The organism is Streptomyces sp. yr375 (assembly GCF_900110755.1).
GTDB lineage: Bacteria > Actinomycetota > Actinomycetes > Streptomycetales > Streptomycetaceae > Streptomyces.
In genome coordinates this window covers 366,363-379,383 of the sequence record NZ_FOFF01000002.1, presented here as the reverse complement: position 1 = coordinate 379,383, position 13,021 = coordinate 366,363, and the positions used below count along the sequence as shown (strand labels likewise).

The window sequence follows — 13,021 nt, the reverse complement described above, 5'->3', positions numbered from 1 at the left end:
TTCGACGGAGTGCAGGTCTGCGACGCGGAGGACCCCCCTCGAAGCGTTCTTCGGCTCCCCGACGAGCCACGGCACCGTCGAGCTGACGGCAGGACAGCCGGTCGCGGTGAGCCTCACCCACATCCTGCCGGACAACGATGACGCCGTGATCCAGATCATCGACTTCTCGCTGGTGCACGGCGAGCCGCAACGTGACGCCGACGAACTGGTCGAGGAAGCCGTCGCCGCCGCGTCCGAAGTCGCCGTCGTGGTGGTCGCGACGACCGAGCGCGCCGAGAGCGAGGGCTTCGACCGCACCTCCCTCCGGCTCCCCGGCCGCCAGGACGAACTCGTCGCCCGGGTCGGCGCCGCCAATCCCCGCACCGTCGTCAACTCCGGCTCGCCGGTCGAACTCCCCTGGCGCGACGACGTCGCCGCGATCCTCCTCAGTTGGTTCCCCGGCAAGCAGGCCGGCGCCGCCCTCGCCGACGTCCTGCTCGGCGCCGAGGAACCCGGCGGCCGGCTCCCCACCACCTGGCCGTCCGTCTCGTCGACGCCCCCGTCACCCAGGTGGTCCCCGCCGCGGACGGCACCCTCCCCTACACCGAGGTCCTCTTCATCGGCTACCGTGCCTGGCAGTGTCCCGGCGCCCCGGCCCCCCGCCTACTGGTTCGGCCATGGTCTCGGCCACACTCAGTGGTCGCACGAGGCGGAGGCCGAAGACGGCCGCACAGCGACCGTCCGCGTCCGCAACACCGGCTCCCGGCCCGGCCGTGAGGTCGTCCAGCTCTACCTCGCCCCGGTCGCCGACACCGTGGAGCGCCCCGCCCGCTGGCTCGCGGGCTTCGCCTCCGTACAGGCAGCCCCCGGTGAGGCGGCCGAGGTCGCCATCGACCTTCCGGCCCGCGCCTTCCAGATCTGGGACGAGGACGCCTCCGCCTGGACCACCGTCCCGGGCACCTACGCAGTCGAGGCCGGGCGCAGCGTCACCGACTGTCCGGTGAGCACCAAGATCACCGTCGCGGCCGATGAGGAGTGAGCAGTTGTCGGACACCGTTTCCGTAACCGTCGAAGAAGGGGAACTGGCCGGGCGGGCGCTGGACAACGGTCGATCAGTGTTCGCGGGAATCCCGTTCGCCGAGCCATCGGTCGGGCGGCTGCGGCTGCGTCCGCCGCGACCTCCCCGGCCGTGGCAGGGAGTGCGAGACGCTACAGCCTTCCGCGCATCGCCCGCCCAGAACCCCGACGCGTGGTCGCCCCCGGACGCCGTATACGACGAGGACTGCCTGCACGTGAACGTATGGACCCCGGACGTGCACGGCCGCAGGCCGGTGATGGTGTGGATCCACGGCGGCGCCTTCGAGTCCGGAAGCGCCGTGCCGCCGGGCACCGACGGGCAATGACTGATGCGGGGCGGCGACGTCGTCGTGGTCGGCTTCAACTACCGGGTCGGCGCCCTGGGCTTCCTGGACCTGACCGGCATCGGCGGCGAGAGCTGGTCCGGGTCGGTCAATCTGGGACTTCAGGACCAGGTCGCCGCCCTGCACTGGGTGCGCCGCAACATCGCGCGGTTCGGCGACGACCCGGACGACGTCTCCGTCTTCGGGGGCTCGGCGGGGGCGAGCTCCGTAGGCTGCCTGCTGGCCATACCCTCCGCCCGAGGTCTGTTCCGGCGGGCGATGCTGATGAGCCCGCCGGTCGCACGGATCTACGCTCCCGCCACGGCACGCCGACTGGCCGCGGACCTGCTAGACACCGTCGGCGCCCGCCGCCCCGAGCAGCTCCTCGACCTGCCGGTCGAGGACATCCGGGCCACCCAGACGAAGATCGTCCCCGCCGACATGGGGGCGCGAGCCCTGCCCGGCGGACGTTCCTGGGGACCGGTCCTGGACGGCGCCGTTCTGCCGCGCACGCCGGTGCAGGCCGCCGAAGCCGGCGACACCGCCGGCGTACCACTGCTCATCGGCGCGAACCGCGACGAGATGCTGGCGACCGAGGCGTTCGAGCAGCCCGGCGCCACACCGCCCACCACCGTCGCGCTGCATGACGAGATCGCCGGCGCGGTGGGCGAAGCGGCGGCCCGAGGCCTGCTGAACGCCTACCGGGCCGCCGAGCCCGACGCCACCACCGCGCGGCTGCGCCTGCGCTTCCTCGGCGACCACCTCTACCGCGTCCCGGCCGCCCGCATGGCCGAGGCCCACATCCGCGCCGGCGGCACCGCGCACCGCTACCTCTTCGCCGCTGACCTGCCGGACCTCGGACCGTCACACGGCATGGAGACGGCCCTTGTGTTCGGCAACCACGACAGCGACGACAACCCGCTGGCTCCGCTGTACCGACAGTGGCCCGGCTCCGCGGCACTCGGCCGACGGATGATGACAGCCTGGAGCGGCTTCGCCCGCACCGGTGACCCGGGCTGGGCCCCGCACACACCCGGCACCGCCGACGTCCAGGTGTTCGGTGCCCCCGGCCCCGTCACCGAACCGCCCGCCGCCACCGCCGATGCCTGGCACCTCGCGGCGCGTCCTGCGACCGTCCCCGAATCGGCTGGGTGACGGGGAACCGGCGGCGGGAACGGTGCCCGGCCTGCTCCAGGCCGGACACCGTTCCCGTCATCTCACCTGCTCACTTCGCCCCGGGCCGGAACGACGCGCCCACATGGTTCTCCGGAAGGGTCACCCGGCCCGCCCCGAACAGGTGCTCGCGGAGCGTAGCGTTCTCGTACCCCGTCTTCGCGAGGCCTCGTTCCCGCAGGATGGGCATGATCCGGTCGACGAAGTCGTCGTAGGTGCCGGGTGTGGTGAAGGGCTCGATGAGGAAGCCGTCGACGCCCGTGCGGTCCACGAACTCCTCGACCTCGTCGGCGATCTGCTTGGGCGTGCCGACGAACCCCAGCCCGGTCGTCCCGTGGACCCTCAGGTGTTCCAGCATCTCGCCGATCGTCTGCGGCTGCCGCTCGGCGCCTCTGCCGCTCGCGTACTTCTCGACCAGTGACTTGGAACTGTCCTGCGTCGTCTGCCGACTGCCGGGGATGGGCTTGTCCATGTCCGCGTCGGACAGTTCCACGCCCGTGTGATAGGCCCACTCCAGCTTGGCCGACTCCAGCGTCGAGTAGCCGGCCATCTCCGTACGCCGTCGTACGGCTTCCTCCGTGGTGTCTCCGGTGATGAACAGCGCGCCGCAGACGAACTTGATCGCATCGGCGTCGCGCCCGAACTCCTCCTGCGCCAGGGTACGAATGGCCGCGATGTCGGCGACCGCCTTCTCCGGGTGGCTTCCCGGGATGAACACGGCTTCGGCGTACTTGGCCGCGAACCGTCGGCCGGCGCTCGACGTGCCCGCCTGGAAGAGCAGCGGTGTGCGCTGCCGGGACGGCGGCACCGGGAGCGCGCCCTCGCACCTGAAGTAGGGGCCCTCGTGCTTGATCTCGTGCACCTTGGCGGGATCGGCGTAGATCCGGTTGGCCTTGTCGTAGACGACGGCGTCGTCCTCCCAGGAGCCCTCCCACAGCTTGAGGGTCAGCTCCAGGAAGTCGTCCGCGATCGCATAGCGCTCGGCATGCGGCCGTATGGCGGTGCCGAACAGGCGCGTGGTGGACTCCTGGTTGGCACCCGTCACGATGTTCCATCCGATGCGCCCTCCGCTCAGGGAGTCGAGCGTCGAAAGCCGGCGGGCGATATGGGCGGGCGACTCCGTCATGGTGGACATCGTCGCCACCAGTCCGAGCCGGGAGGTTGCCGCCGCGATGGCGGACAGGGCGACCAGCGGGTCACCCATGGGGAAGGCGACCGCGTCCTCGACCGCGCGCGCCGCCATCGTGCCGTTCTTCAGCGGATAGGCGAACTGGTCGGCCAGGAACAGGAAGTCGATGCCTCCCTCCTCCAGTTTGCGGCCCATCTTCGTCCAGTAGTCCAGCGTGAGGAACTCCCCCGACGTGTTGTCCGGGTGCGCCCAGATGCCGGTGACCAGGCCCGACATGCTCAGGCCCTGGATGACTCCGAAAGTGAGTGGCTTTCGCTCGGTACTCATGTCTGCTGCCTCCAACTGCCGTTCGAATGCGGCTATTTAGCGGGAAGATTCGTCCGCACTGCCGAGGAACCGGCCGTCGCGGGGGATACGGGTCACCTCGCCCGTGATCGTGAGCGTGGTGCGCGCGCGGATGTCGGCGGAGCTCGCGCCGATCATGAGGTCGACCTCTCCGGGTTCAACGACGAGCAGACCGCGCGGGTCGATGAGCGCGAGCGCGTTGACGGGGGCGGTCAGGCGGACGCGCTTGGTGGCGCCGGCCGGGATGTGTACCCGGGTGAACGCCAGGAGCTGCTGCACCGGGCGGACGGTGGAGGCGACCAGATCGCGGGCGTAGAGCTGGACCACCTCGTCGGCGTCCCGGTCAACGCCGTTGGTGATGTCCACGCTCACGTCGATGTCACCGCCGGCCGTGACCTCGCGGGCGGCCGGTCGCGCGTCGCCGTAGGTGAAGTGCGTGTAGGTGAGTCCGTGGCCGAAGGGGAACAGGGGGCGGGCCGGGCCGTCGACGTAAGTGACCTCGGCGCCGCCGGGGGTGTCGTACCCGCTGCCCGCGCGGCTTCCGTGGAAGACCGGGAGCTGGCCGATCGAGACGGGGAAGGAGACGGGCAGACGTCCGGCCGGTGCGGTGCGTCCGAGGAGGGCGTCCGCCAGGACCGGGCCCGCGGCGGGGCCGAGCAGCGGTGCCCACAGAACGGCGTTCGCGTTCTCGGCCACCCGGTCCAGCAGGAGCGGGCGCCCGCTGATCACGATGACCACGGTCGGCGTGCCCGTCGCGACGACCGCCTCGACCAGGGCTTCCTGGTCGCCGGGCAGACGCAGATCCTGCCGGTCGACCTGCTCGCCGGCCGTCACGTCACCGACCCAGCCGGTGCGCTCGCCGACAACGACGAGGGCGACGTCCGCCCCGGTGGCGGCTTCGGCGGCGCGGGCCAGGTCGTCGGGGGTGGTGGCCTCCAGGCCGCCGGAGGGGGCGCTGACCAGGATGGCCTGGTCTTCCAGCAGCTCTTCCAGGGCGTCGCTCACGCTCACCGCGTGCGGCTCCAGCTCACGCACCAACTCCTCGAAGCGGTGCGGGAAGCCGGGCGTGGGGATGAGTCGCATCCCGTGCACGTCGTCCAGGCGGCCGCCCTCGAAGTTCACCTCGAACCCCGAAAGGGTCGACTCGTGGGCGGCGACTCCGCTGTACGCCCCGTAGTGCACGCGGACCTGTGCGGCGAGTTCCCCTATGACGGCCACCCGCCCGGGCGCCGGGTGCGGCGGCAGGACTCCGTCGTTTCGCAGCAGCACGAGGGCCTGTGCCGCCATAGCACCGCTCAGGTCCAGTTCCACCTCGGCCTTCGGAGCTGTGCCGGCAGGGAGAGCCGGCACAGGGGTGGCCGGAGTCAGCAGGTGGTCGAGCAGCCCGAGGCGTTCCTTGAGTTCGAGGACGTGCCGGGCCGAGCGGTCGACGACCGACTCGTCCAAGGCGCCCTCACGCACCAGTTCCGCCGGTTCCCCGAACGCCCGGAACTCGGGGAACTCCACGTCGATGCCCGCGCCGAGGGCGATCCGGCCAGCCTCCTTCAGGCTCGGGGCCAGATGGAACAGCACGGTCAGATTACAGAAGGCGCCCAGCATGGCGAGGTGCCCGACGCCGTGAGGCGCGATCTCCTGGAACCCCTTGGCCAGCGATACGCCAGGATCGGCAGCGGGGTTCGCGAACAGGGGCTCCAGCTGCGGGAAGCCGGGGCCGCCGAGCTGGGCGACCTTCTCCTCCAAGGTCAGCCGGCCGAGCAGCTCTTCGACGGACCGGGGCATGGAGAACTCCTCAACGGTGGTCGGACGCACGCGAACACGCTGCGGCGTGGCGCGCGCTCTGAGGCACGGCACATGCCCCGACGCAAGAATGGCGTTTTCGTTCTTAAGCGCGGTGCTACAACATAAAACACCAAGGGCGACCGCCATGGCGACGGTCTTGCGTTTCCAGCCAGTAAGGGGTGTGACTCAAATACGTGACAGAGTACGTTCGTACGTGCAATCGTACCGATGTGCGAATGACGTTCAGGCCCGACGGACACGCCGGACGGGCCCACATGGGGGGCGGGTGCGTGCACCCGCCCCGAGCCTGACTAGTCCAAGGCCTCCGACCTGGCCGGTTCCTCCTCCGAGGACGGGTCGGGAGCACTCCGAAGCCGCTGCTGGAGCTGGCGGCGCAGGAGACGGATCCGTTGCACCCGGACGCTGATGAGATCGGGGTGAGCGGAGATGTCTCCGACGAGTTGACCGAGTTCCGATGCGTCGCGGGCGGCGACGTCGACCGCGAGCGCGGAGGTCCCGCTCATGCGCGAGACCGAGACGACACCGGGACGTCGGACGAGACGCTCGACCGTGGTCATGACGGTCTTGGGGTTGACGGTCAGGTCGAGTGCGGCCCGGGCCAGATCGTGATCGGCCGTCTGAACCGTCGTCCATATCCGGATGGCGCCGGAGTCGATGAGATCCAGGACGCGTCGCCTCGCCTGGGAGAGCGACAGGCCGGCCGAGCGGGCGAGTGCCGTGTAGGTGGCGCGCCCGTCGACCTGGAGGGAGCGGATCAGCTGGCGGTCCTGGGCGTCGAGTCGTATTTCGTCCCTGGCGGGCCAGAGCCCCGCTTCGCCACCCGCCTCGTCAGGCGTTCCCGCGCCCGTGTAGATCGCCAGAACCGGGTCCGTCGTGACCATGGACACAAAGGGCAGTTGAGCGATCTCGTCGGTCAGCCTGGCGGCGTGACTCAGTGACGTCACGTCGAACGTGGCGATCACCTCGGGTTCCCCGATGATCTCCGCCAGCCAGTAGGAGTGCCCGAGGACGGAGTCCGCGATCTGCGACGCCCAGCCCGGCGACAGCCGGACACGGATGTACAGCGTGATCTCGCTGGGATCCACGGAGGGGTGCAGGACGGCGATGACGCTGACCCGGCCCGACTCCAAGAGACCGTTCACCCGGGCCCGGGTGGTGGTTTCCGGGAGTCCGACCAGCTTCGAGATCGACCGGACGGTCGCCCGTCCATCGTTCCTCAGCGCGGCGACGATCATGTCGTCAACGGCGTCGAGCACATCAGCCTCCCCTTGGTGACGTCCCGGGGAGTTTAGACGCTGCCGTCGGCCGTCCCCGGACGAGTCAGGCCGCCGCATCTGTATACGGACCCGCAAAAGCCCTCTTCCCCAGGCTCGCTGTTTCTGTCATAGTACAGCCAATCCGGCAGGTTTAGCCGATGCGAACAAAGGTGAGATCCGTGATGAACGGACCGGGCAAACCACATTCGTTCGAGATCGCGGGCATGAACGTCCGGGAACTCTCCCAAGCACTGCCGAAGGTCGACGTGCACTGTCACCTCACCGGCTCCATCCCCCGCGACACCGCTGTCGAGCTGGCGAGACGCAACAAGGTGAGCACCGGCCGATCGGCGATCGAGGCCGCGTACGACCTGCGGCAGCACAGCGGAGAGGCGCGGGAGCAGGCCTTCTTCGACGCGCTCGAATTGCTGGGGGAGCTCGTGCGGACGCCCCGCGATCTGAGTGACGCCGTCTACGGGCTCGTGGCTCACGACGTTCGTGCGAGCAACCTCCGCTACCTCGAACTCTTCGTCAATCCGACCGCGCTCGCCCGCACCGGTATGTCGTTCACCCAGATCCAGGACGGACTGATCGACGGCGCGAGAGCAGCCGAGGGCGACTTCGGCGTCCGGACCAACTTCATCGCGTGCGTGATGCGCGACGAGCCCGTCTCGTACGCCGAGGAGATGCTCGACCAACTGATCGCGCACCGACGCGAGGAATTCATCGGTATCGGACTCGACGGACCGGAATTCCTCGACGAACATCGCCCCGTCCACTTCGCCGACGTGTTTCGTCGAGCACGAAGGCACGGCTTCAAGCGTACCGCGCATTACGTGCGGTACGGGGCTGCCGAATACTCGGTGTACACCGACCTCCTGGCCTGCGACCGAATAGACCATGGCTACCCCGTCACCGAGGACGAACCGGTTCTGCGCCGTGCCGCGGAATCGGGTCTCCCCTTCACCGTCTGCCCGACGATCACACAACTCGTCGCGGGAGACGCCCTCCCCGAATACAGTCGGCCCGAGACCCATCCGATCGGCACGATGCTGCGAGGCGGCGTCTGGATCGTTCCCGGGACCGATGACAAGTCGATGGTCCACACCGACATCGGAACCGAATACGGCATCATCGCCGACTGGTACGGACTCAGCACCCGCGACGTCGTCCAGGCGTCGCTCGACGGGATCTCGGCGACCTGGCTCGACGAGAGCGACAAGGACGCACTCCGGCGCGAGTTCCGCATGGAGATCAACCGCCTGGCTTCCCGAGTAACAGAGACCGCACCCGCAGTCACGGCCCAGCAGAACCCTTCATGAAACAGGTGCCCCCCAGCACACCCAAAGAAAGTGCTCGCCATGACCAGAAACACACGAGAAGGCGCACCGGTTTCGCGTCGCTCCGTCATTCGCCTCGGATCCGCCCTCGCCGTCGGCGCGCTCGTGCTGACGGCGTGTACAGACAGCGGCTCCGGAAACGACGCCGGATCCGTGGCTGGTGCCGGCTCTAAACTCACCACCGTCACGTTCGCGCTCGACTTCCTGCCGAACCCCACGCACAACGGCCTCGCGTACGCCATGCAGAAGGGTCTGTTCGCGAAGGAAGGGATCAATCTCAAGATCCTCCCCGTCGGCAGCACGGCTTCCGACGCCCTCATCTCAGCGGGACAGGCAGAAGCCGGCTTCACCAACAACTACGCGACCGCTCTGACGAGCGCCTCCGCGGGGGCGCCCCTCAAGGCGATCTTCTCGGCGATGCCGCACGACCCGTCCGCCGTCACGGTCCTCACATCCTCTGGCATCACCTCGCCCGCCCAGTTGGCGGGCAAGACCTACGGCGGATACGGCAGCAAGCTCGAACTCGCGATGATCAACGCGATGATCGCGAACGCGGGGGGACACGGCAAGGTCAAGCAGGTGGTGCTTCAGGTGGGTTCCACCGAGGCGCTGAAGACCGGGAAGGTCGACGTGGCGGCCACCTGGCCCGACCAGGAGTACGACTTCGCCCAGAGCGGCGTGAAGTACACAAGGTTCCTGGCGGCCGACTACGGCATCCCGGAGGCATCCGGTCTCCTCACGCTGGCCGGCAACAGCTTCCTCCAGAAGAGTCCCGACCTCGCCCGCGGCCTGGTGAAAGCCCTGAGCGAGGGGTACCAGGCCGCGATCGACGATCCGAAGGCCGCGAACGAGGCGCTCATCGCCCAGTTCCCGAACGCCCATATCGACTCGAAGCTGGCCACCTACGTCTCGTCCCGCGAAGCCAAGGACCTGCTCAACCCCTACGGTCCGATCGGCACGCAGTCGGTCAAGCACTGGCAGACCTACGCCGACTGGATGATCACGCACGGAGTCCTGACGGGGGCCGACGGCAAAACCCTCAAGAACATCGACGTGAAGTCCTTGGTCACCAACTCCTACCTGCCCAAGTAAAAGCCCGGCGCCCCATCTGCTCACGCTCGGCGCATTTCTTCACAAAGGACAAACTCGATGTTCCGCCAGTCTTTCAATCACGGTTGGACCACAGGTCCCGCCGAGACGAGTTTTGCCAGCGCCGTAGGCGGCGATGACGATCAGGAAGTCATTCTCCCGCACGACTCCGTGCGGGGCCTGGCGCGGAGCGCGACAGTTTCCGAGGGCGCCCACACGGGCTATTTTCCGGGCGGCTACTTCCACTACTCCAAGAGCTTCGACGTGCCCGAAGCCTTCCGCGACAAAAGCGTCTTCCTTGAATTCGAAGGCGTCTATCGGGACGCGGTCGTGTACATCAACGAGGAGTTCGTCGCCCAGCGGCCATACGGATACAGCCGTTTCCACATCAAGTGCGACCCGTATCTGCGCTACGGGCAGCCGAACTCGATCCGGGTGGAGGCCCGTGCGCACCACGATTCGCGGTGGTATTCCGGCGCGGGAATCCACCGCGACACGCATCTGATCGTCGGCGACCCGGTGCACATCGCCCTGGACGGCGTCCGCGTCACCACCCCTCAGGTCGACGACGAACTCGCCGTGGTCGTCGTCGCGGTGACCGTGGTGAACGAGGAGCGCTTCACCAGGACGATGCGGGTGTCCACGACCGTCGCCGCCGCCGACGGAACCACGGTCGCCGAAGGCACCGCACCCGTCACGCTCCTGCCGGGCACGAGCGCGTCGGCGCGGCTGCGTCTGCACGTCCCGCGGCCGGCCCTCTGGGACGTCGACTCGCCGCACCTCTACGTCGCCCGCACCACCTTGAGCGGCAGCGAGGCCGTGGACGGAACGGTGGACGAGGAGCACACCACCTTCGGCATCCGCACCCTCCAGCTGGACCCGGCACGGGGGCTGCGGATCAACGGCCGGACGGTGAAACTCCGCGGTGCGTGCATCCATCACGACACCGGTCTGCTGGGCGCGGCCGCCATCGCGCGCGCGGAGGAGCGCCGTATCGAGATCCTCAAGGCGGCGGGCTTCAACGCGGTACGCAGCGCGCACAATCCACTCAGCGTCGCGGCGCTCGACGCCTGCGACCGGCTGGGGATGCTCGTCCTGGACGAGGCCTTCGACGCCTGGACCAAGCCGAAGCGGCCGTTCGACTACTCGCTGGCGTTTCCCGAGTGGTGGGAGCGGGACGTGGAGGCGATGGTCACCAAGGACTTCAACCATCCGAGTGTCATCATGTACTCCATCGGCAACGAGATCTTCGAGGCGGGCAGTCCGGTCGGTTCGACATGGGGACGCCGACTCGCCGAGAAGGTACGAGAGCTGGACGACACGCGGTTCGTCACCAACGCCGTGAACGGCCTGGTCGCCGTACCGGACGAACTGCCCTCCCTGGTCGTCGGCTCGACCGAGGGACCCACCGACATCAACTCCCTGATCACCGCACTGGGCGAGAAGATCAACGAGTTCAGCGCGTCGCGACTGGTCAGCGAGCGGACCGAGGAGTCCCACGCCGTGCTCGACGTCTCCGGCATCAACTACGGCGACGCCCGCTACGTACCCGACGCCATCGCCTTCCCGAACCGGCTGATCCTCGGCACGGAGACCTTCCCGGGCCACATCGACGAGCTGTGGCGGCTGGTGAGCGAGAACAGCCATGTGCTGGGCGACTTCACCTGGACCGGCTGGGACTACCTCGGGGAATCGGGGGTCGGGCGGACCGACTACCTGGACGACGGCCCCAAGGAGGACATGCTCGGCGGCATCCACGACGTGTTCCCGGCGCTGACCGCCGGCTGCGCCGACGTGGACATCACCGGTCACCGGCGTCCCATGTCGTACTACCGGGAAACCGTGTTCGGGCTGCGCGAGCAGCCGTACATCGCCGTGCACCGGCCTGAGTTCCATGGCCGCGCGATGTTCCAGACCCCGTGGTCGTGGGCGGACGCGGTGTCCAGTTGGAGCTGGGACGTCGAGGCGGGCTCCCCTGTCACCGTCGACGTCTACAGCTCCGCCGACGAAGTGGAACTGCTTCTCGACGGCGCGCCGTTGGAGCGGGTGAAGGTCGGCGGGCACAAGCCCTGCATCGCGCGGTTCGAGTCGGTCTACCGGCCCGGTGAGCTGACGGCGGTCGCCTATCGGGCGGACGTCGAGACGGGGCGGTGCGTGCTGCGCAGCGCCGGTGCCGGCCTGTGTCTGGCTGTCGCGGCGGATCGGTCCGAGATCCGCGCGGACGACCGGGATCTCGCCTACGTCTCCATCGAACTGCGCGACGGTGCGGGCAACTTGGCCAGTCACCGGGACTGCCGGGTCCGCGTGGACGTGACCGGGCCTGCTGTTCTGGCGGGTCTGGGCACCGGGCGTACACACACCAAGGAGCGGTTCGACGCCGACTCCTGCACCACCTTCGACGGCCGTGCCATGGCCGTCGTCCGGCCCACCGGCCCCGGCGCCATCCAGGTCCGCGTCCACGCCGAGGGCTGCCCGGAGGCCACCGCCACCGTGCACGCCGTCGACAACTGACGCCGCGTAGTCCCGTCACCAGAACCAAGGAGTCTCATGCCGCTCGATCCGTATCTCGCCGACAAGGTGGCCCTGGTCGCCGACGTCACCCGGGAGGAAGCCCTCAACGCGGACGAGGCCCTCTGGGACAGATTCACCAAGGTGTTCAGCGACAACCGCCCCTACGACCAGCCCGACGTGCACGTACGCGACGAGACCATCGCCAGGTTCGAGGGGCTGCGTGTGCGGGTGTACACACCCGCGACCGGCTTCCGCCCCGGGCGGCGTGCGTTCGTCTGGGCCCACGGCGGCGGTTTCGTCGCGGGCACCCTGGACGACCACGAGGCCGACACCGTCAGCCGGGACCTGTGCGCCCGCGCTGACGTCGTCGTCGTATCGGTCGACTACCCCCTCGCCAACGGCTCGACCGTCCGCTACCCCACGCTCCACCGCGCCCTGGCAGAGGCGTTCCGATGGACGCTGCGCAACGCGGCCGAACTCGGCGTCGACGCCGACACCGTCGTCCTCGGCGGCGCCTCCGCCGGCGGAAACCTGACCATGGCGGCCACCATGGATCTCCGGGACAACGGCGAACGCATGCCCGCCCGGCTGATCCTGGTGTACCCAGCCCTCAGCGCGACGTTCACCACCAGTGAGCCGCACGAGAAGCTGATGGCGGACATCCCCCCGCTCTTCCGCTTCGAGCAGGAAGCCATCGGCGGCATCTTCCGCACCTACGCCGCCGGCGAGACCGACACCCCGTACCTCTCGTTCGAGAACATGCCGTCCCTGGGCGAACTCCCGCCGATGCTCGCGGTGCTCAGCGAGTACGACGATCTACGCCTCCCGGCCGAAGCCGTCCTGGCCCGGGCCGAGCAGGACGGCCTGCACGTCGAACGGTACTTCGCGTCCGGCGTCGTCCACGGACACCTCAGCATGTTGCCGCTCCTGCCGGAGACCCGCGCCACGCTCGACCGCATGGCCGCCTACCTGCAGCGCTGAACGACCCAGAGAGAGACA

At 68.9% G+C, this 13,021-nt stretch carries 8 protein-coding genes and 1 pseudogene; 6 read left to right on the top strand and 3 right to left on the bottom strand.

Annotation, left to right across the window (positions count from 1 at the left end):
• The first annotated feature begins 106 nt into the window (after positions 1-106).
• On the top strand, positions 107-1,018 hold the full coding sequence (locus BMZ82_RS41550) for a glycoside hydrolase family 3 C-terminal domain-containing protein (protein WP_256251747.1): 912 nt from the start codon (positions 107-109) through the stop codon (positions 1,016-1,018).
• Positions 1,008-2,534: pseudogene (locus tag BMZ82_RS04175) on the top strand (carboxylesterase/lipase family protein). Before BMZ82_RS41550 ends, BMZ82_RS04175 begins: the two are co-directional and overlap by 11 nt.
• Before the next feature lie 70 nt (positions 2,535-2,604).
• Here BMZ82_RS04175 and BMZ82_RS04170 read toward each other — a convergent pair.
• From BMZ82_RS04170 to BMZ82_RS04160, 3 genes are all read right to left on the bottom strand, one after another.
• Positions 2,605-4,008: an NtaA/DmoA family FMN-dependent monooxygenase gene (locus BMZ82_RS04170; protein ID WP_093771728.1), complete on the bottom strand. Its 1,404-nt coding sequence runs from the start codon at positions 4,006-4,008 to the stop codon at positions 2,605-2,607.
• A gap of 36 nt (positions 4,009-4,044) precedes the next feature.
• Positions 4,045-5,805, bottom strand: a complete 1,761-nt coding sequence (locus BMZ82_RS04165) for a glycoside hydrolase family 3 C-terminal domain-containing protein (RefSeq protein ID WP_177244370.1) — start codon at positions 5,803-5,805, stop codon at positions 4,045-4,047.
• 311 nt (positions 5,806-6,116) lie between these two features.
• Positions 6,117-7,082 carry an Lrp/AsnC family transcriptional regulator gene (locus tag BMZ82_RS04160; protein WP_177244369.1) on the bottom strand — a complete coding sequence of 322 codons (966 nt, stop codon included), beginning with the start codon at positions 7,080-7,082 and terminating at the stop codon, positions 6,117-6,119.
• A gap of 182 nt (positions 7,083-7,264) precedes the next feature.
• Between BMZ82_RS04160 and BMZ82_RS04155 the strand changes: the two genes are divergently transcribed.
• The 4 genes from BMZ82_RS04155 (at position 7,265) to BMZ82_RS04140 (ending at position 13,003) form a co-directional block, all read left to right on the top strand.
• Positions 7,265-8,404, top strand: a complete 1,140-nt coding sequence (locus tag BMZ82_RS04155) for an adenosine deaminase family protein (RefSeq protein ID WP_256251757.1) — start codon at positions 7,265-7,267, stop codon at positions 8,402-8,404.
• Between the two features lie 171 nt (positions 8,405-8,575).
• The gene (locus tag BMZ82_RS04150) at positions 8,576-9,514 is read left to right on the top strand and encodes an ABC transporter substrate-binding protein (protein WP_177244367.1); all 939 of its coding nucleotides are present in this window, start codon (positions 8,576-8,578) and stop codon (positions 9,512-9,514) included.
• A gap of 57 nt (positions 9,515-9,571) precedes the next feature.
• Positions 9,572-12,022, top strand: a complete 2,451-nt coding sequence (locus tag BMZ82_RS04145) for a glycoside hydrolase family 2 TIM barrel-domain containing protein (RefSeq protein ID WP_093771718.1) — start codon at positions 9,572-9,574, stop codon at positions 12,020-12,022.
• A gap of 36 nt (positions 12,023-12,058) precedes the next feature.
• Positions 12,059-13,003, top strand: coding sequence for an alpha/beta hydrolase (locus tag BMZ82_RS04140; RefSeq protein ID WP_093771716.1), 945 nt, complete (start codon positions 12,059-12,061; stop codon positions 13,001-13,003).
• Positions 13,004-13,021: the final 18 nt, after the last annotated feature.